The organism is Pseudaquabacterium terrae (genome assembly GCF_013266755.1).
GTDB classification, from domain to species: domain Bacteria; phylum Pseudomonadota; class Gammaproteobacteria; order Burkholderiales; family Burkholderiaceae_C; genus Pseudaquabacterium; species Pseudaquabacterium terrae.
The window spans coordinates 462815-480568 of record NZ_JABRWJ010000007.1 but is presented as its reverse complement, the minus strand read 5'-3'; the positions used below and the strand labels follow the sequence as shown (position 1 = coordinate 480568).

At 70.4% G+C, this 17754-nt stretch carries 16 protein-coding genes; 4 read left to right on the top strand and 12 right to left on the bottom strand.

Annotation, left to right across the window (positions count from 1 at the left end):
• Nucleotide 1 precedes the first annotated feature (1 nt).
• Entirely contained in the window at nucleotides 2-2812 is a 2811-nt protein-coding gene (locus tag HLB44_RS24200; protein WP_173128359.1) for a TonB-dependent receptor, read from the bottom strand.
• Nucleotides 2813-3002: 190 nt separating this feature from the next.
• On the opposite strand from HLB44_RS24200, the gene HLB44_RS24195 reads away from it, so the two are divergent.
• Complete coding sequence (locus HLB44_RS24195; RefSeq protein WP_173128356.1) at nucleotides 3003-3764, top strand: GntR family transcriptional regulator; 762 nt, start codon at nucleotides 3003-3005, stop codon at nucleotides 3762-3764.
• Nucleotides 3765-3776: 12 nt separating this feature from the next.
• Here the strand turns inward: HLB44_RS24195 and HLB44_RS24190 are convergent, their stop codons facing one another.
• The 6 genes from HLB44_RS24190 to HLB44_RS24165 are packed head-to-tail and all read right to left on the bottom strand — an operon-like array spanning nucleotide 3777 to nucleotide 10714.
• The gene (locus tag HLB44_RS24190; RefSeq protein ID WP_173128354.1) at nucleotides 3777-4682 is read right to left on the bottom strand and encodes a glycoside hydrolase family 16 protein; all 906 of its coding nucleotides are present in this window, start codon (nucleotides 4680-4682) and stop codon (nucleotides 3777-3779) included.
• On the bottom strand, nucleotides 4679-6064 hold the full coding sequence (locus HLB44_RS24185; protein WP_173128350.1) for an MFS transporter: 1386 nt from the start codon (nucleotides 6062-6064) through the stop codon (nucleotides 4679-4681). The genes HLB44_RS24190 and HLB44_RS24185 overlap by 4 nt, the downstream gene beginning before the upstream one ends.
• Before the next feature lie 34 nt (nucleotides 6065-6098).
• Nucleotides 6099-7601 (bottom strand): beta-N-acetylhexosaminidase, encoded by a 1503-nt coding sequence (nagZ, locus tag HLB44_RS24180; protein WP_246312427.1) that lies wholly within the window; start codon nucleotides 7599-7601, stop codon nucleotides 6099-6101.
• A 5-nt stretch (nucleotides 7602-7606) separates the two neighbouring features.
• Entirely contained in the window at nucleotides 7607-8617 is a 1011-nt protein-coding gene (locus tag HLB44_RS24175) for an SIS domain-containing protein (RefSeq protein WP_173128347.1), read from the bottom strand.
• A gap of 28 nt (nucleotides 8618-8645) precedes the next feature.
• Nucleotides 8646-9815, bottom strand: a complete 1170-nt coding sequence (gene nagA, locus HLB44_RS24170) for an N-acetylglucosamine-6-phosphate deacetylase (RefSeq protein ID WP_173128344.1) — start codon at nucleotides 9813-9815, stop codon at nucleotides 8646-8648.
• Entirely contained in the window at nucleotides 9815-10714 is a 900-nt protein-coding gene (locus HLB44_RS24165) for a glucosamine kinase nucleotide-binding domain-containing protein (protein WP_173128341.1), read from the bottom strand. The genes nagA and HLB44_RS24165 overlap by 1 nt, the downstream gene beginning before the upstream one ends.
• Nucleotides 10715-10968: 254 nt before the next feature.
• On the opposite strand from HLB44_RS24165, the gene HLB44_RS24160 reads away from it, so the two are divergent.
• A complete protein-coding gene (locus HLB44_RS24160; RefSeq protein WP_173128338.1) occupies nucleotides 10969-11208 on the top strand; it encodes an RNA-binding S4 domain-containing protein in 240 nt (79 codons plus the stop codon).
• Between the two features lie 56 nt (nucleotides 11209-11264).
• Nucleotides 11265-11963, top strand: coding sequence for an HAD family hydrolase (locus tag HLB44_RS24155; protein WP_173128335.1), 699 nt, complete (start codon nucleotides 11265-11267; stop codon nucleotides 11961-11963).
• On the opposite strand, the gene HLB44_RS24150 is transcribed toward HLB44_RS24155, so the two are convergent.
• On the bottom strand, nucleotides 11930-12529 hold the full coding sequence (locus HLB44_RS24150) for a helix-turn-helix domain-containing protein (RefSeq protein WP_173128332.1): 600 nt from the start codon (nucleotides 12527-12529) through the stop codon (nucleotides 11930-11932). The two genes, HLB44_RS24155 and HLB44_RS24150, sit on opposite strands and share 34 nt — an antisense overlap.
• 29 nt (nucleotides 12530-12558) lie before the next feature.
• Between HLB44_RS24150 and HLB44_RS24145 the strand changes: the two genes are divergently transcribed.
• On the top strand, nucleotides 12559-13797 hold the full coding sequence (locus tag HLB44_RS24145) for an MFS transporter (protein ID WP_173128329.1): 1239 nt from the start codon (nucleotides 12559-12561) through the stop codon (nucleotides 13795-13797).
• Nucleotides 13798-13868: 71 nt separating this feature from the next.
• Here the strand turns inward: HLB44_RS24145 and HLB44_RS24140 are convergent, their stop codons facing one another.
• From HLB44_RS24140 to HLB44_RS24125, 4 genes are read right to left on the bottom strand one after another with little or no spacing between them, the layout of a single operon-like run.
• Entirely contained in the window at nucleotides 13869-14861 is a 993-nt protein-coding gene (locus HLB44_RS24140) for a dipeptide ABC transporter ATP-binding protein (protein WP_173128326.1), read from the bottom strand.
• Nucleotides 14858-15841 (bottom strand): oligopeptide/dipeptide ABC transporter ATP-binding protein, encoded by a 984-nt coding sequence (locus tag HLB44_RS24135; protein ID WP_173128322.1) that lies wholly within the window; start codon nucleotides 15839-15841, stop codon nucleotides 14858-14860. The genes HLB44_RS24140 and HLB44_RS24135 overlap by 4 nt, the downstream gene beginning before the upstream one ends.
• Complete coding sequence (locus HLB44_RS24130) at nucleotides 15838-16737, bottom strand: ABC transporter permease subunit (protein WP_173128319.1); 900 nt, start codon at nucleotides 16735-16737, stop codon at nucleotides 15838-15840. Before HLB44_RS24130 ends, HLB44_RS24135 begins: the two co-directional genes overlap by 4 nt.
• Complete coding sequence (locus HLB44_RS24125) at nucleotides 16730-17740, bottom strand: ABC transporter permease subunit (protein WP_173128317.1); 1011 nt, start codon at nucleotides 17738-17740, stop codon at nucleotides 16730-16732. Before HLB44_RS24125 ends, HLB44_RS24130 begins: the two co-directional genes overlap by 8 nt.
• Between the last annotated feature and the right edge of the window lie 14 nt (nucleotides 17741-17754).

Here is a 17754-nt window from a genome sequence, read left to right as displayed (position 1 = left end):
CTCAGAATTTTGCGCTCAGGCCGACCTGGTAAGTCGTTTCACCCTTGAACGACCACGTCGGGAAGCCATTTTGCAGCGAGGCGCGCTGCTTGGCGGCGTTGCCTGCGCCGTACTGCACGTCGTCTTCCTTCGTCAGGTTGAGCGCTTCGAACGTCAGCCGCAGGTTCTTGGTGATGTTCCAGCCCAGGCTCAGGTCCAGGCTGCCGATGGCGTCGTGAAATCGATTGCCGTACCAGCCGTTCTCGCGAACCATGTACTTGGAGCGCCAGCTGTAGGCCAGACGGGCCGAGTACACGTCGGTCTCGAAGTAGCCGACCAGGTTGGCGGTGTGGCGCGAAGACAGCGTGAAGAGGTTGAGCTCGTCGAGGTAGCTGGTGGCGGGTGCCTTGGCATCGGCGTACGTGTAGTTGCCTGTCATGCCGAAGCCGTTGCCGAAGGCATGGTTGGCCTGCACTTCCACCCCGTTGATCCTGCCGCCGCCGGCGTTGACGTAGCGGTTGATCGTCCAGTTGTCCAGGCCGGTGTCCGGGCTCACCGTGCCGACGCGCTGGTTCAGCTGGGTCTGCGTGGTGACGAAGTTGTCGATCTTCTTGTGGAAGATCGCAGCCGACAACAGGTTGCCGCGACCACGCCCGTAGTAGTACTCGAAGCTGAGGTCGAACTGCGTGGACTTCTGCGGCTTCAGGTCCGGCGTGCCGTAGGTGAACGCGTCGTTCTGCGCGTTGGTGTCGTCGAAACCGACCACCGTCGTGAGGAACATGTTGTCGAAGTTCGGGCGGGTGATCGCCTTGGCAGCGGCCACGCGCAGCATCATGTTCTGGTTCAGCGAGTAGACGAGGTTCATGCTCGGCAGGACATCGTCGTAGCTCGTCTGCCGCGTGACCTTGCTCTTGCTCCAGCCGTTGTTCTGGCCCACATCGGTCGTCGGGGTGCCGTCGAAGTTGTAGCCGGTGGCCGAGACGTTGGTGCGGATGTAGCGCAGGCCGGCGTTGCCGCGCAGCGCGTCCTTCTCGAACTCGACCATGCCGTACAAGGCCTTGTTCTTCTCCTTCAGCTGCCCGTATGCCGAGCGGTCTTCAACCCAGTTGGTGATGTTGGCCGAGGCCAGGGCCAGCATGGCGTCGATGTTCGGCCGCGGAATGCTCCAGCCGCCCACAACCTCCAGGGTGCCGTCGTGCAGGCTCGGCGTGGCGCCCGGAACGGCAGTCGCGGCATGCACGCCACGCGCCCCGGTGCGCGTGAACGTGTGCTCGGAGGCACGCGCACCGGTCTTGAACGCCGTCAACCCGCCCCAGTTCAGATCGATGGTCGCGTCGGCTTGGACGAAGTTTTCCTTGTCCGCGTTGGGGCCGCGGCCGGAGGCCCAGGTTTCGGGCGACGAGGTGGCAGGGAGGTTGCCGACGCCGATGGTCTGGTTGGACGACGGCTTGACGGAAATCTGGTGGCCGGTGGCATCGATCGTGCCCGTCCAGAGGGGCAGCTGCGGCGCGCTGGTCAACGGAGCCCATTGACCATAGGCGAAATTGGCCGTCTGGTTGGTGCCGCCATCGGCCTTGGTCGAGCCCACCACGCCCGACAGCTTGAAGCCGTCGGTCTTGAAGGAGCCGTCCAGCACCAGGCTGTCCGAAGACATCGAGGAAGACCGCACCCAGTTCTGCAGGAACACGTTGTCCGTGGCCGGGTTGCCCGCTGCGCGGGTGTGCAGCACGCACAGGCCGGCCGCATTGGTCTGCGCGCAGTTGCCGGAGTTGCCCGTGAAGATGTAGTGGCTGCTGTTGGAGTTGTTGGCATCCAGTTCGAGCTTCAGGTAGTTCAGGCTGATGTCGACGCCCTGCGCCGGACGGGCCTGCAGCGTCAGGCCCAGGGCCCTGCGCTCGCGCTCCTGCACGAACGAGGTCGGGGCCACGTCGCCGGACCAGCGCATGTCGGATTCGACGCCGCGGCGGATGTAGTCGCCCTTTTCGAGCGCGCCGGCGATCAGCACGCCGAACGTCCTGCTGTCGTTCCTGAAGCTGTAGAGGGCGGAGCCTTCACGGTTCGAATCGCTGATGCTGCCCTTGCCGAACTTGAGGCTCGCAAAGGCAGTGTTGGCAGCCAGATCCAGCGGCTTGCGCGTCTTGACGATCACGGTGCCGCCGATGCCGCCTTCGGTCAGGTCGGCCTGGGACGACTTGTAGACCTCCAGGCCACCGATCAGCTCGGGCGGCAGCAGGGAGTAGTTGAACGAGCGGTCGATCGCCTTCTGGTCATACCAGCCGGTGGAGGCCACCGTTTGACCATTCAGCGTCGTGTAGGTCATCTGCGGGTCGGTGCCGCGGATGGATACCGAAGCGCCTTGGCCGAAATCGCGACCCACCGAAACGCCCGGGATGCGGCCCATGGCTTCGCCGACGTCGGAATCCGGCAGCTTGCCCACGTCTTCGGCGGAAACGGCGTCCACCACGGCGGTGGCATTGCGCTTGACGCTCACGGCCGATTCAAGCGAGGCGCGGATGCCCTTGACCTCGATGACCGTCGGCGGCGGCGTGGTGCCGGCTTGGGGCCCCGCGGTCTGCGCCTGCGCCAGCTGGATCGGCGCAGTGACCGGTGCCGCCGGTGCTGCGGGAGCCTGCGGCGCCTGAGCCACCTGCTGCGCCTTCTTGTCGTCCTGCTGGGTCTGCTGCTGCGCTTGCGCGACCGTGCCGATCAGCGCGAACGCGACGGCCGATGCGATGGGTGTCAAAGTTGCCTTCATGTGCTCCTCGTACAGATGGGTGGCGGGTGAGGTGGGGTTGCGCGCCGGGGCGCTTGGTCTAAAGTGGATGCGTACCAATGTACTACCACTTTGTGGGACCGGTCTAGCCGTTTACCCGAATCCGGTGCTTACAAATGCAGTCCAGTACCGAGGCGCAGGCTGCGCAGCAGCGGTGCCACCACCCACCTAGTACAAGCGCGAGGAGCCACGTCAATCGCTTCTGGTACGATAGTGGTACTTAAGCAACGGCGAGGCAAAGAGACCGGCGATGAGGAGTGAAGCCCACCATCCGGCGGCGCTGACGCAGATCCTGCGCACGCTGGACCCGAGCAACAACCAGCCGCTGTATTTGCAGTTGCAGCAGGCGCTGCGCGAGGCGATCGAGAAGCGCATCCTCGGCCCCGATGACGCGCTGCCGTCGGAGCGCCAGCTCGCCGCCGATCTGAACGTCTCGCGCATCACCGTGCGCAAGGCGATCGATGGCCTGGCCGACGAAGGCCTGCTCGAGCGCCGCCAGGGCGCCGGCAACTTCGTCTGCACGCGCATCGACAAGAACTTCTCGAAGCTGACCTCGTTCTCCGAGGACATGCGCGCGCGCGGCCGCAATCCGCGCAGCGTCTGGCTGAAGAAGGCCGAGGGCACGGTGACGCCGGAAGAGGCGCTGAAGCTGGCGATGAGCCCGGGCACCACCGTCTACCGCTTCAACCGGCTGCGCTATGCCGACGACGCGCCGATGTCGATCGAGACGGCGACGATCGCGGCGTTTGCGCTGCCGTCGCTGGAGGCGGTCGATACGTCGCTCTACGAAGCGCTGGACCGCGCCGGGCATCGGCCCGTGCGGGCGCTGCAGCGCTTGCACGCGCTGCTGCTCAACGACGAGCAGGCCAAGCTGCTGGAGGCCAAGCCGCGCGATGCGGGGCTGCTGGTCGAGCGGCTGGGTTATCTGCGCGACGGGCGGGCGATCGAGCTGTCGCAGTCGATCTACCGCGGCGACACCTACGACTTCGTGGCCGAGCTGAATGCGATCTAGCGGCGCTGACGGCTAAAAATCACAGCGGCTCTCGAGAGGGGGCTGAGGCGCCGGCACGGTGTCGATGCGCGCCGTGCCTTTGCGGCGCAGGCGCTGGACCTCGGCGGCCACCTGCGCCGGGCTCAGCGTGCGGCCAGCGGCGTGGAAGACCCAGTCGACGTCCTGCGTGTAGGCGCGCGGCTCGGCACTTTTCGGCAGCAGGCCGCCGGGCGAGAACCACAGGTTGAAGCTCACCGCCATCGGCACCACCGGCACGTTGCGGCCCGCGTGGCGGGCGACCTGCTTGCCGTCGACGAAGAGCCGCACCTGCGCCGGCTCGACCTGCATCAGCAGCACGTGCCAGCCGTCGAAGGAGCGGAACTCCTCGTGCGCACTGTTGTGCGCCTCCCAGGGCTCCACCTGCACCGTCTGCCACGAGATGCCGTAGAGCCGCGTCTTGTCGCTGCCCCAGCCGCCGTTGGGCAGGTACTCCCAGTCGACCTCGCTGAACTGCGGATCGAAGGCATGCTTCAGCGGCGCGACGGCGTAGAAGGTCTGGATCACCGGGTCGCCGTCGATGCCCGCGGTCGGCGCGTCCGAGAAACGCAGCCGCGCGGCGTAGGTGCCGTGCAGCAGCTTGCGCTGGTGGCAGAGCTGCGCCTGCACGGTGCCCTCGCCGGTGCCATCGGTGCGCGCGCTCAGGCGCAGCAGCCGGTTGCCGCGCTGCGCGGGGTCGTCCACCAGGGACAGCGCGTCCGGCCGCCACTGGCCGCCCGGCACGCCGGGGTGGCCGGCGGCGCTGCGCAATTGCCAACCGGCGGCGGGCAGCGTGCTGGTGTCGGCATCGCTGAAGTCGTCGAAGAAGATCGGGGCCGCAGCGGCCACGGCCAGGGTCGGCGCGAGCAGCAGGGCCGCGCCGAATGCGTGATAGCGAGTCATCGGTCGGAACGCTCCGGCGCCGGGATGCGCACGAAGAACAGCAGCAGGAAGGCCGGAACGCCGCAGGCGATGGTCCACAGGAAGAAGCTCTGGTAGCCGAGCGCGACCTGGATGTCGCCGCTGATCGTCTTCGACAGGATGAACCCCAGCTGCATCACGCCGGTGCCGAGCGCGTAGTGGGCCGTCTGGTACTTGCCCGGCGCGACTGCCTGCATGATGTACAGGATCATGCCGACGAAGCCGAAGCCGTAGCCGGCCATCTCGACGCTGATCGCGACGCCGGTGTGGATCAGGTCGGTCGGCAGCGTGAGGCTGAGGTACCAGAAGACGACGTTCGGCACCGCCATCGCGAGGATCAGGATCGGCATCGCGCGCTTGAGCCCCAGCCACGACGTGAAGTAGCCGCCGAGGATGCTGCCGACCAGGAAGGCCGCGGTGCCGGCGGTGCCGTAGATGCCGCCGACCTGTTCCGTGGTCAGCCCGAGCCCACCCTTGTCGCGCGGCTCGATCAGGAAGAGCGGGCCGATCGTCTGCACCTGGCCTTCAGCGAGACGGAACAGGATGATGAAGAGAAACGCCATGCCGATGCCCGGCTTGGCGAAGAAGTCCTTCAGCACCTCGCGCAGCGTGCTCAGTACGCTGTCCATGCTTAGGGGCAGGGCTTCGGCGCCGAGCGAATGCGGCTCTGCCGCTTCGCTCGACCCCCCCGGGGGGCGGGCTTGGCGCAGCCGAGACCTGGGGGCCCATGTCCCGCCGGGCAGCGCCCAGGCGTTGTACGCGGCCAGCGCGGCCAGCAGCAGCGCCAGGAAGGCGAAGATCAGCGACCAGGCGTGGTGCACGCCGATGCTTTTCTCGAGGTGCCCGGCGAGCACCAGCAGCCCGCCCAGCGTCAGGAACTTCGAGGCATTGAAGAACGCGCCCTGCCAGCCGGCGTAGGCGGCCTGCTGCTTCGGGCTCAAGCTCGCCATGTACAGGCCGTCGCAGGCGATGTCGTGCGTCGCCGACGAGTAGGCCAGCAGGAACAGTACCGCGATGCTGGCGGCGAAGAACATCGGCAGTTGGATCGCCAGCGCCAGCAGCGCGAGGCCGACCGCGCCGGTGAACTGGAACACCACCACCAGCAGCTTCTTGCTGCGCGCCATCTCGAGGAACGGGCTCCACAGCGGCTTGAAGGCCCAGGCCAGGCCGAGCACGCCGGTCCAGCGCGCGATCTGGTCGTTCGGCACGCCCATCTTCTTGAACATCAGGCCGGCTATCAGCATGACGACGAAGAACTGCAGGCCCTGCACGAAGTACAGGCTCGGCACCCAGGTGATCGGCGAGCGGGCCGGTGCGCTGCCGGCGGACGGCGGCGCGCCTGAAGCGGTCGTGGACGGTGTCATCGGCGGGAGCCTCTTCGTGTGCAGCGGGGGCGGATCAGGCGGACAGCGGCGCCAGCGCCACCGGCGCACGGCCGGGCGCATCGGCGGCGCCTTCGAGCCAGGCGCGCACAGCCGCGAGCGCGCCGTCGGCGTAGCCCCAGCTGACGAGAGCCGGCGCGGCGATGTCGAGCACCTGGAACGGGTTCCACAGCGCCAGGTGCAGGTCGGGGCGCGCCGCGGCGGCGGTGCCGGGGTAGCGCGTGCGCTGGTTCGATACCAGCAGATTGACGCGGCCATCGCGCGGCAAGCTCGTGGCGTTGATCGCCTGCAGATCCGGCAGCGTGATGAACTCGACATTGTCGAAACCGGCGAAGAGCTCGCGCACCTTCGCGGCCGGCAGGCCGGCTTCGGAGACGCCATCGCTGGCGACGGATGCCTGCGTCAACACGCGCAGCGCCGCGCCGCGCGGCGGTGGCAGCGCGCCGCCCAGCGCCGTCAGCCCGCGCGCCCAGGCGCGATGCATCAGCGCGTCGTCGTGGGCGCGCTGCGCCTCGTCGTAGACCCGCGGCGTGGCCGGATACGCCTGCGCCAGGCGCGCCAGCCGCTGCGCGGCGCGTTGCGCCTGCTGCGGCAGCAACTCGCCTTCGCGCAGCGCTTCCTCGATCGCCTGCACGGTGTCGGACTGCTCCTGCACGCTGCCCTGCGCCAGCGGCATGTCGGCGCCGGCCTGCAGCGCCATCACGGCGCCACGGGCATGGCCGTAGCGCTCGTGCACGGCCTTCATGAAGAGGGCATCGGTGATCACGACGCCGTCGTAGCCGATGCGTTCGCGCAGCAGGCCGGTCAGCACCGGGCGCGACAGCGTCGCCGGATGGGCCGCGTCGATCTGCGGGTAGACGATGTGCGCGGTCATCAGCGCCGGCGCCGCATCGGGGCCGTGCGCCAGCGCGCGGAACGGGATCAGCTCCAGCGCCTCGAGCTCTTCGAGCGATTTGTCGACCGTCGGCAGTGCGTGGTGCGAATCGACATGCGTGTCGCCGTGGCCGGGAAAGTGCTTCGCGCAGCAGGCCACGCCTTCGCGCAGCGAGCCGCGCATCCACGCCGCGGCCAGCCGCGTGACGCGCTCCGGGTCGGCGCCGAAGCTGCGCTCGGCAATCACCGGGTTCGCCGGGTTGTTGTTGACATCGAGCACCGGCGCGAAGTTCCAGTTGATGCCCAGCGAGCGCAGGCCGCGCGCCACCGCCGCGCCGACGGCTTCGGCCAGCGCTTCGTCGTCGGCCGCGCCGAGCGCCATCGCAGCCGGTGCCTGCGGCAGGAAGGTTGCGCGCACGACCGAGCCGCCTTCCTGGTCCATGCCGATCAGCGCCTCGGGGCCGAGCACCTCGCGCAGCTCGGTGATCAGGCGCCGCACCTCGTCCTCGCTGCCGAGGTTCTTGCGGAACAGGCAGATCGCACGGATGTGGTGGCGACGCAGGAAGGTGGCGGACTCGGTGTCGAGCGAGGTGCCCGGCAGGTCGACCATCACCAGGTGGCCGGGGTGGAAATCGGGGTGGCTCATCGGATTCAGTGGGTTCTCGTGACCTTGCTCAGGTGACGCGGCGCGTCCGGGTCGAGGCCACGCGCGCGCGCCAGCGCTTCCACGGCGGGATAGAAACTCTGGATCGCGCTGATCGCATCGAGGTCTTCGTTGGCGGTGGCGATCAGCGGCAGCTCGGCACCGGGCGTGCCGGCGGGCGCGGCCAGCAGCACGCGCGCGCCACGCTGGCGCATCTCGTCGGCCAGCGCCAGCAGGCCGGCCTGCGCCGGGCCACGCGGTGCGAAGACCAGCATCGGATAGCCCTCGTCGATCAGTGCCATCGGGCCGTGCTTGACCTCGGCGCCGGAGAAGGCCTCGGCCTGGATGCCGCAGACCTCCTTGAATTTCAGCGCCGCTTCCATCGCCACCGCCAGGCTCAGGCCGCGGCCGATGACGAAGAGCCGGTCGGCATCGATCAGCGTCTCGGCCAGCGGCGTCCAGTCGGCGTAGGCCGCCGATTCCAGCGCCTCGGGCAGGGCCTCGAGTGCCGACTGCAGGGTCGCATCGCCCTGCCACTGCGCGACGAAGCGCGCGCCGGCGACGAGCTGCGCGATGTAGCTCTTGGTCGCCGCGACGCTGCGTTCGGCGCCGGCGTGCAGCGGCAGCACCCATTGCGCAGCCTCGGCCAGCGGCGATGCCGGGTCGTTGACGACGGCCACCGTGCGCGCGCCGCCGGCGCGGAAGAAGCGCTGCGGCGCGACCAGGTCCGGGCTCTGGCCGGATTGCGAGAAGGCCAGCGACAACAGGCCCTCGCACTGCAGCCGCGACGAATACAGCGTGACCAGCGACATCGGCAGCGATGTGACCAGCCGCCCCAAACGCGCCATCACCAGATAGGCCATGAAGTGAGCGGCATGGTCGGAGCTGCCGCGGGCGACCGTCAGCACCGCCGACGGCGGTTCGGCGCGCAGCACGCGGCCCAGCGCGGCCAGCGTCTCCCCGTCGGCCGCCAGTGCGCGGGCGATCGCTGCCGGCGCTTCGCGCGCCTCGCTCAGCATGCGCGAAACCGGTACGTCATGGGGCGCGTCAGTGGACGTCCGCGAGCTCAATCGCTTCTCCTTCGATGATCACTTGTTGCAGTTGCAGCGTGCGGTCGAGCACGACGATGTCGGCCCAGGCGCCGGGTTCGAGTCGGCCGCGGTCATGCAGGCCCATGTAGTCGGCGGCGTGGGTCGAGGTGCGGCGGGCCGCTTCTTCCAATTCCAGGCCCAGGCCGACGAGGTTGCGCAGCGCCTGGTCCATGGTCAGCGTGCTGCCGGCGAGCGTGCCGTCCTCGAGCCGCACACCGCCCAGGCATTTGGTGACGGTGTGGCTGCCGAGCTTGTAGTCGCCGTCGGGCATGCCGGCGGCGGCGGTCGAATCGGTGACGCAGTACAGGCAGGGAATGGCGCGCAGCGCGGCGCGGATCGCGCCCGGGTGCACGTGCAGCAGGTCAGGGATGATCTCGGCGTAACGCGCATGCGCCAGCGCCGCGCCGACCATGCCGGGCGCGCGGTGGTGCAGCCCGGTCATCGCGTTGAACAGGTGCGTGAAACCGCCCGCGCCGCGCTGCAGTGCCGCGACGCCGTCCTCGTAGCTGCCGGCCGAGTGGCCGAGTTGCACGCGAAAGCCGGCAGCGACCAGCGGCTCGATCACCTCGAGGTTGTGCGGCAGCTCGGGCGCCAGCGTGATCAGCCGGATCGGCGCCAGCGCGTGCAGCTCCTGCAACTCATCGATCGACACCGCGCGCACGAAGTCCGGCTGTGCACCGAGCTTGCCGGCATTGATGTACGGGCCCTCGAGGTGCACGCCGAGCACACGCGCGCCGCCGGCGGAGCGCTCGGCGCAGATGCGGCCCATCGCCGACAGTGCGTTGACCAGCTCTTCGTGCGGCGCGGTCATCGTCGTCGCCAGCAGCGAGGTGGTGCCGTAGGTGGCGTGCAGGCGGGAAATGCGCTCGACCGAATCGCCGCCTTCCATCGTGTCGCTGCCGCCGCCGCCGTGCACGTGCAGGTCGATGAAGCCGGGCAGCAGGATCGGCAGGCCTTCGTGGCGCACCGCGTATTCGTCGCGCGGCTCGCCGTGGACCGTGGCGATGCGGCCGTCGTCGCCGATCAACAGGTGGCCGCGCACGAAGCCGCGGGGGGTCAGGATGTGGCCGTCCAGTCGCCGGGCGGCGGGGCCGTCGGCGGGGAGCCGGTTCGCGGGAGAGAGCATCAGGCGAGAACCCGTGGTTCGCGCGCCAGCAACAGCGCGCCATCGATCGCATCACCATGGGGCGCGACAACCAGCGCCAGCCATTCCTTCGGCAGCCGCGGCGCGAGCCGCTTTGCGATGCTGCCGATCAGTACCAGCGGCAATTCGGCCGCCGGGTCCAGCGCCGCCGCCATTTCGACCAGCGCGTGTGCTGCTTCGTCGAGCAATCGGCGTGCCGCCGGGTCGGCGTCGGCGCTGTCGAAGACCAGCGGCGCGAGCCGGGCAAAACCATGCTGGCCGGCCACCGCCGCCCAGTCGAGCAACGCATCGCGCTGGCCGCCGGCCACCCGCCACACCGCGCGCGCCAGCGGGCCGGCGCTGGCGCGGCCATCGAGCGCGCGTTGGGCGATGCGCACCGACGCCAGGCCGAGCCAGCCGCCGGAGCCTTCGTCACCGATGCCGAAGCCCCAGCCGCCGACCGACACGCGCCGGCCATCGCAGCGCAGTGCCTCGCCGACGCTACCGGTGCCGGCGGCGACGATCGAGCCCGGCGCGCCGCGATGGGCGCCGCGCAGCGCGGTGCCGGCATCGGTGTCCAGCGCGACGCGGGCATAGGCCGGCGCGGCGGCCATGAAACGGTCGCAGCGCGCCGGCGTGTGCGCGCCGGCGAGGCCGAGACCGAGCGCGCAGTCGGCCGCTGCCGCCAGCGGCAGCCCGGCCTGCGCAAAGGCGCGCTCGATTGCCAGCTGCACGTGCTCCCAGGCCTGCTCGATGCCCTGGCCGAGCGCGGACGGACCGGCTTCACCCTGGCCGAGCGCGCGGCCGCGGTCATCGACCAGCCGCACCCGCGTGCCGCTGCCGCCGCCATCGACGCCGATGAAGAAACGGGGCTGGGCGGAGGGCAGGGACTGGAGGCGCATAGGTGGTGTGACGAACAATACCAATATAGTACCACACAAGACCAGCCGGTCAATCCAACGGTCGGCCGGGGCCGCTCCGGAGAAACCCTGCCGACCGGTGCTTCTCCTCGACGATGTAGGGAAATCTACCGGGGCTCCGGGGTCTCGGTGGGCGGGGGGGCGGTCGAGCGCACCGCTCGATGACCATTGTTAGTACCAGTTCGGCGGCCACGGGCGCAGCACAATGCCGGGCTCCCAGCCGAGCAGATCATCCCATGCAAAAAATCGACTTCACGCTGCGCGGCGAATTCATCACCCTGGACAAGCTGCTCAAGGCGACCGGGGTGGTGCCGAGCGGCGCGCAGGCCAAGTTGCTGATCGCCGAGGGCAAGGTGCAGGTCGACGGCCGCGAGGAATTGCGCAAGACCGCGAAGCTGCGCGCCGGCCAGGTGGTCGGCGTGACCGGCACGCGGATCCGGCTGCAGCCGCCGGACGCCGAACCCGGCGCTGAATAAATCATTCACCGCCGCGCGCCGGCCGCGGGCCGTTGCCTCGGTATGCTCGCCGGACCATGACCCGTCCCACGCTGATCGGCCTCGATGCCGACGACACGCTCTGGCACAACGAGACGCTGTTCCGGCTGACCCACCAGCGCTTCAACGAACTGCTGGCGGCGTATGCCGATGCGCCGCAGGTCGAAGAGCACCTGGCCGCGGTGGAGCGGCGCAACCTGAAGGTCTACGGCTACGGGGCCAAGGGCTTCACCTTGTCGATGCTCGAGACTGCCGTCGAGCTGAGCGGCGGCAACGCGCCCGCCGGCGTGCTGGGCGAAATCCTCGCCGCCGGTCGCGAGCTGATGACGCACCCGATCGATCCCTTGCCCGGCGTGCGCGACGCGCTGGAACAGCTCGCGCAGCGCGCGCCACTGCTCCTGATCACCAAGGGCGACCTGTTCCACCAGGAGTCGAAACTCGCCGCGTCGGGCCTGGGCGACCTGTTCGCCGGCGTCGAGATCGTCAGCGAGAAGACCGCCGACACCTACCGCCGCGCCTTCCGCCGCCACGGCACACCGCCCGAGGAAGCGCTGATGGCCGGCAACTCGGTGCGCTCGGACATCCTTCCGGCGCTCGAGGCGGGCGCGCACGCGGCGCTGATTCCGTATCCGCTGGTCTGGGCGCACGAGGCGGCCGAGGCGCCGCACGCGCACCCGCGCTTCCGTCAGTTCGACACCTTGGCTCAGTTGGTGCCGTGGCTGGATTCACTGGTATAGCCGTCCAGCGTCTCGACCAGCCGCGCGAAGCTGCCGTCGGCCAGCTGGAAGCGCACCCAGCGGCAGCGGCTCGGCTCGATCGACACCGCTGCACGATCGTCGTTGGCGCCGGTGCGGATCTCGAGCGCCGGTGCGGCCGGGCCGAACCAGTCGAGCGCTGCCAGCCGGCTTTCGGCTTCGATGATCTCGGCGCTGGCATAGCGCCACAGCGAGCGGCCGAGCAGCTCGGCGCGCGGCAGCCGGCACTGGCGTTGGCGCGCCGGCGACAGCGCGAGCAAGCGGTGCGTCAGGTCGCACACCAGGTGCACCGGGCGCTGCGAGTGCTCGACCAGGCGCGCCAGTTCGCGGTCGGCAGCGCTGTCGAGCCGCGCCTGCATCAGCGTGCGCAGCCGCGTCTGTTCGTCCGGATCGGGCGCCTGCCGCCCGTTCTCCCAGCGCGAGACGGTGGCCTGCGACACGCCGAGCAGCGCACCGGCATGGTCCTGCTTGATGCGGCGCAGCGCACGCCAGCGCCGCAGCGCAGCCCCGAGCTGGCGCGCGTCGCCGCAGTGGATGTGCAGGGTCATCGTCGTCGATCCGGCAGGACAGGGCGGCGATGAGTCGAGGCTCGCCCTGGCCGGCGATTCTCGGCTACTACCTGATCGGCGTGCTCGGCGCGGCGCAGATGGGCAAGCTGTCGGCGCTGGCGCCGCAGATCGCCGCCGAGCTCGGGCTGTCGCTGACGACCGCGGCGGCGGCGGTCTCGCTGCTGGAAGTCGGCGGCGCGACGCTCGGCGCGGTGGCCGGCCTGCTGGCGCAGCGCATCGGGCTGAAGCGCACGCTGCTCGGCGGGCTGGCCTGCCTGGCGCTCGGCGGCGGCGGCGCCGGCTTCGCGCAGGGCGCGGTGTCGCTGCTGGCGTGGCGGCTGGTCGAGGCGATCGGCTTCCTCGGCGTGATCGTCACCGCGCCGGTGCTGATTGCCTCGGTCGCCGGCCCGGTGATCGGCGTGGCGCTGGCGCTGTGGAGCAGCTTCGTGCCGGTCGGGCTGGCGCTGGGGGCGTGGCTGTGGGCGGCGCTGGCGGCGCAATTCGGCTGGCGTCCGGCGCTGATGGTGGCCGGTGGGCTGGCCTTGCTGGCGCTGGGCGCCTGTGCGTTCGCGCAGGCCCGCGGGCCGGTGCCGGTGGCGCACGCCGCGGCACACGATCGATCCGCCGGCACCGGTGCCGCCGGTCTGCCGAACGGCGGCGGTGCCGCCGACCTCCGGAACGGCGGCGGTGCCGCCGTGTGGTGCCTCGCGGCCTCGTTCGGCTGCTGCACCTTGGCCGAGGTCGGCCTGCTGGCGCTGCTGCCGAGCTTTCTGGTCGGCCAGGCCGGCGCGGCGCAGACCGTCGCCGCCAGCTGGACCGGTGTCGCCTCGATCGCCGCGGTGGCCGGCAGCCTGGTCGCGGCGCTGCTGCTGCGGCGCGGTGTCGATCCGCGGGGGCCGGTGGTGGCATCGATGGCGCTGCCGGCGCTGCTGATGTTCGGCGTCTTCGTCGAGGCGCCGCTGCTGTTGCGCAGTGCGCTCCTGGCGACGCTGCTGAACGCCATCTACGGCGTCTATTTCAGCCTGGCGTTTGCGGCGCTGCCGGCCGCCGCCGGCGGCGCGGCCGGCATGGTGCGGGCCAACGGCCTGCTGGCGCAGTTCGGTGCCGGCGGCGCGCTGATCGGCCCGCCGCTGATGGCCGCCGGCGTCGAACGCTGGGGCTGGCCGGCCGCCGCTTGGTGCAGCGCGGTGTTGACGCTGGTCGGCGTTCCGCTGGCGCTGCGGGGGCTGCGGCCGCAGCCGGCGCCGGGCCGCTCCCAAGCCGGCTGAGCCCCTAGGATCCCGCAAGGGATCCTTCCGATCCCAGGGGCCGCGAACCAAGTGAGCTGGGGGCTGACATCTCAGCGTTGACGCAGCAGGCAGGCGACCCGCAGCGCCGGGTCGCTGAGCGCTGGTGCCAGCAGCGGCAGTTCGCCGCGGCAGCGCTCGATGGCGATCGGGCAGCGCGTATGGAAGGCACAGCCGCTCGGCGGGGCCAGCGGCGAGGGCAGCTCGCCGCGCAGCAGGATGCGCTGGCGGCGCGCCGCGGCATCCACCGTCGGCGTCGCCGACAGCAGCGCCTGCGTGTACGGATGCTGCGGATCGCCGAACAGCGCATCGCGCGTGCCCTGCTCGACGATGCGGCCGAGGTACATCACCGCCACCTCGTCGGCGACGTGGCGCACGACACCCAGGTCGTGCGAGATGAAGACATAGGCCACGCCGAAGGCCTGCTGCAGCTCGACCAGCAGGTTCAGCACCTGCGCGCGGATCGAGACGTCGAGCGCCGACACCGGCTCGTCGAGCACCAGCACCCGCGGCTGCAGCATCAGCGCCCGGGCGATCGCGATGCGCTGGCGCTGGCCGCCGGAGAACATGTGCGGATAACGTGTGAAATGCTCGTCACGCAGGCCGACGCGGCGCAGCATCGCGCGCGCCGCGTCCTCGCGCTTGCCGGCATCGCGCTCGCCGTTGACCAGCAGCGGCTCCATCAGCGCGGCGCCGACGGTCTGGCGCGGGTTCAGCGAGCCGTAGGGGTTCTGGAACACGATCTGCACCGCGCGGCGCAGCTGCCGGCGCTGTGCGGCATCGCGCAGCGTGGCGTCGGCGACGTCGATGCCGTCGACCAGCAGCCGGCCCCCGCTCGGCGGCTCGACCATCGTCAGCAGGCGCGCCAGCGTGCTCTTGCCGCAGCCCGATTCGCCGACGACCGCCAGCGTGCGGCCGGCCGCGAGCGTGAACGAGACGCCGGCCAGCGCGTGCACGGTGGCCGGGGCGCGGAAGGGGCCGCGGCGCACGGCGTAGTCGCGCGTCAAATCCTCGGCCTGCAGCACGTGCGCGGTCGCTGCACTCACCGCTGCGGCTCCAACGGCGTTCCGTGCAGCAAAGGCGTGTGGCACAGCGCGCGGCCCAGCGCGTCGCCGGCCGGCAACGGCCGCTGCCGGCACAGCGGCTGCACGAAGGCGCAGCGGGGCGAGAACAAGCAGCCCTCGGGCCGGTCGTGCGCGCCCGGCACCAGGCCAGGGATGGCTGCCAGCCGCCGCCCGGTCGCGCGCTCGGGCAGCGCGTCGAGCAGCGCCGCGGTGTACGGGTGGTGCGGGTCGCTGAACAGCGTCTCGGCCGCGCCCGATTCGACCTGCCGGCCGGCGTACTGCACGATCACGCGGTCGGCGGTCTCGGCGACGACGCCCAGGTCGTGCGTGATCAGCACCAGCGCCATGCCGTTGTCGCGCTGCAGGCCGAGCAGCAGGTCGAGGATCTGGGCCTGGATCGTGACGTCGAGCGCGGTGGTCGGCTCGTCGGCGATCAGCAGGCGCGGCCGGCAGGTCAGCGCCATCGCGATCATCACGCGCTGGCACATGCCGCCGGAGAGCTGGTGCGGAAAGGCGCCGGCGCGTCGCGCGGCATCGGGGATGCCGACCTGTTCGAGCAGCTCGATGACGCGGCGCTTGCGCGCGGCGCGGTCGAGCTTCAGATGGATCGCCAGCGCCTCGCCGACCTGCCAACCGATGGTGAAGCACGGATTCAGCGACGACATCGGCTCCTGGAACACCATCGCCAGGTCCTTGCCGACCAGGCCGCGGCGTTCCTTGGGCGTCAGCGTCTGCAGCTCGCGCCCGTCGAAGGCCATGCGCTCGGCCTCGACCTGCGCGGTCCACGGCAGCAACCCCATGATCGCCAGCATCGCGACCGACTTGCCGGAGCCGGATTCGCCGACGATCGCCAGCACCTCGTCGCGCTCGACCACGATGTCGACGCCGTCAACGGCGGTGAACGCGCCGTGGCGCGTCGCGAAGCGCACCGTCAGGCCGCGCACTTCGAGCAGCGGCTTCACGAGCGCCTCATCTTGGGGTCGAGTGCGTCGCGAAGCCCGTCGCCGGCGAGGTTGATCGACACCACGGTGACCAGGATCGCGATGCCCGGCAGCGTCACCAGCCAGGGGTTCGAGCGAATGAACTCGCGCGCATCGGCCAGCATCGTGCCCCACTCGGCGGTCGGCGGCTGCGCGCCGAGGCCGAGGAAGCCGAGCGCGGCCGCTTCGAGGATCGCATCGGACACGCCGAGCGCGGCCTGCACGATCAGCGGCGACAGGCAGTTCGGCAGCACCGTGAAGAACAAGAGCCGCGTGCGGGCGACGCCGGCGACGCGCGCGGCAACCACGTAGTCCTTGCCCAGCTCGCCCAGCGCCGACGCGCGCACCAGCCGCACGTAGCGCGGCAGGTAGACGATGGTCACCGCGATGATGGTGTTGGTCAGGCTCGGCCCCAGCACTGCGACGACCAGGATCGCCAGCACCAGGCTCGGCACCGCCATGATCAGGTCCATCAGCCGCGTGATCACCACGTCGACCGCCTGGCCGAGCGGCCCCGGCGAGGCGACGCAGGCCAGCCCCATCAGCACGCCGAGGATGAAGGACACGCCCATCACCGCCAGGCCGATGAACAGCGAGATGCGCGCGCCGTGGATCAGCCGCGACAGCATGTCGCGCCCGAGGCTGTCGGTGCCGAGCACGAAGCGCGCGGAGCCGCCTTCGGCCCACATCGGCGCGGCGCGCACGGCATCGCGGAACTGCTCGGTCGGCGAGTGCGGCGCGATCATGTCGGCGAGCAGCGCGATCGTGATCACCCCCAGCACGACGATGAAGCCGGCCAGCGCGCCGCGGTTGTCGCGAAAGGCGTGCCAGAAGGCGCGCCAAGGACCGGGCTCGGGCGGCGGCGCTGCGTCAGCCATGGCGGATGCGCGGGTTGATCAGGCCATACGTCAGGTCGACCAGCAGGTTGACGACGATCACGATCGACGAGATCAGCATCACGCCGCCTTGCAGGGCAGGGTAGTCGCGGCGCGAGATCGATTCGATCAGCCACTTGCCGACGCCGGGCCACGAGAAGATCGTCTCGGTCAGCACGGCGCCGGCCATCAGCGTGCCGACCTGCAGCCCGATGATCGTCACCACCGGGATCAACGCATTGCGCAGCGCATGCAGGCCGATCACGCGCCACGGCGGCAGGCCCTTGGCGCGCGCGGTGCGCACGTAATCCTCGTTCAGCACCTCGAGCATCGCCGAGCGCGTCATGCGCGCGATCACCGCCAGCGGGATCGTGCCGAGCACGATTGCCGGCAGCACCAGGTGGTGCAGCGCGTCGAGCACCGCGCCGTCCTGGCCCGACAGCCAGGCGTCGATGACCATGAAGCCGGTGACCGGCTCGATGTAGTGCCTGATCAGGTCGATGCGGCCCGACACCGGCGTCAGCCCCCAGGCCTCGGCGACGAACATGATCAGCAGCAGGCCCCACCAGAAGATCGGCATCGAGTAGCCGGTCACTGACAAGCCCATCAGCGCCTGGTCGAACCAGGTGCCGCGGCGCGCGGCGGCGATGGTGCCGGCGGGCAGGCCGAGCAACACGGCGAGCAGCATGCCGGCCAGGCCGAGCTCGAGCGTGGCGGGGAATAGCGCGGCGAACTCGGTCAGCACCTTCTGGTTGGTCGCCAGCGAGGTGCCGAAGTCGCCCTGCAGCAGCTGCGCCATGTAGTCGACGAACTGCTTCCACACCGGCTGGTCGAGCCCGAGCTCATGGCGGAACTTCGCCAGCCGCTCCGCGCTGATGCCGCGCTCGCCGACGCGCACCTCGACCGGATCGCCCGGTACCAGGCGAATCGCGACGAAGGTGACGAACATCAGCGCGACGAAGGTCGGCAGCGTCAGCGCCAGGCGGCGCAGCAGGAAACGGAGCATGGGAGTGGAGCAGC

Excerpts from the sequence above, each read along its gene's own strand:
- HLB44_RS24195 (WP_173128356.1), top strand. The coding sequence starts at position 3,003 with ATGAGGAGTGAAGCCCACCATCCGGCGGCGCTGACGCAGATCCTGCGC.
- HLB44_RS24190 (WP_173128354.1), bottom strand. The coding sequence starts at position 4,682 with ATGACTCGCTATCACGCATTCGGCGCGGCCCTGCTGCTCGCGCCGACC.
- HLB44_RS24185 (WP_173128350.1), bottom strand. The coding sequence starts at position 6,064 with ATGACACCGTCCACGACCGCTTCAGGCGCGCCGCCGTCCGCCGGCAGC.
- nagZ (WP_246312427.1), bottom strand. The coding sequence starts at position 7,601 with ATGAGCCACCCCGATTTCCACCCCGGCCACCTGGTGATGGTCGACCTG.
- HLB44_RS24175 (WP_173128347.1), bottom strand. The coding sequence starts at position 8,617 with ATGCTGAGCGAGGCGCGCGAAGCGCCGGCAGCGATCGCCCGCGCACTG.
- nagA (WP_173128344.1), bottom strand. The coding sequence starts at position 9,815 with ATGCTCTCTCCCGCGAACCGGCTCCCCGCCGACGGCCCCGCCGCCCGG.
- HLB44_RS24165 (WP_173128341.1), bottom strand. The coding sequence starts at position 10,714 with ATGCGCCTCCAGTCCCTGCCCTCCGCCCAGCCCCGTTTCTTCATCGGC.
- HLB44_RS24160 (WP_173128338.1), top strand. The coding sequence starts at position 10,969 with ATGCAAAAAATCGACTTCACGCTGCGCGGCGAATTCATCACCCTGGAC.
- HLB44_RS24155 (WP_173128335.1), top strand. The coding sequence starts at position 11,265 with ATGACCCGTCCCACGCTGATCGGCCTCGATGCCGACGACACGCTCTGG.
- HLB44_RS24150 (WP_173128332.1), bottom strand. The coding sequence starts at position 12,529 with ATGACCCTGCACATCCACTGCGGCGACGCGCGCCAGCTCGGGGCTGCG.
- HLB44_RS24145 (WP_173128329.1), top strand. The coding sequence starts at position 12,559 with ATGAGTCGAGGCTCGCCCTGGCCGGCGATTCTCGGCTACTACCTGATC.
- HLB44_RS24130 (WP_173128319.1), bottom strand. The coding sequence starts at position 16,737 with ATGGCTGACGCAGCGCCGCCGCCCGAGCCCGGTCCTTGGCGCGCCTTC.
- HLB44_RS24125 (WP_173128317.1), bottom strand. The coding sequence starts at position 17,740 with ATGCTCCGTTTCCTGCTGCGCCGCCTGGCGCTGACGCTGCCGACCTTC.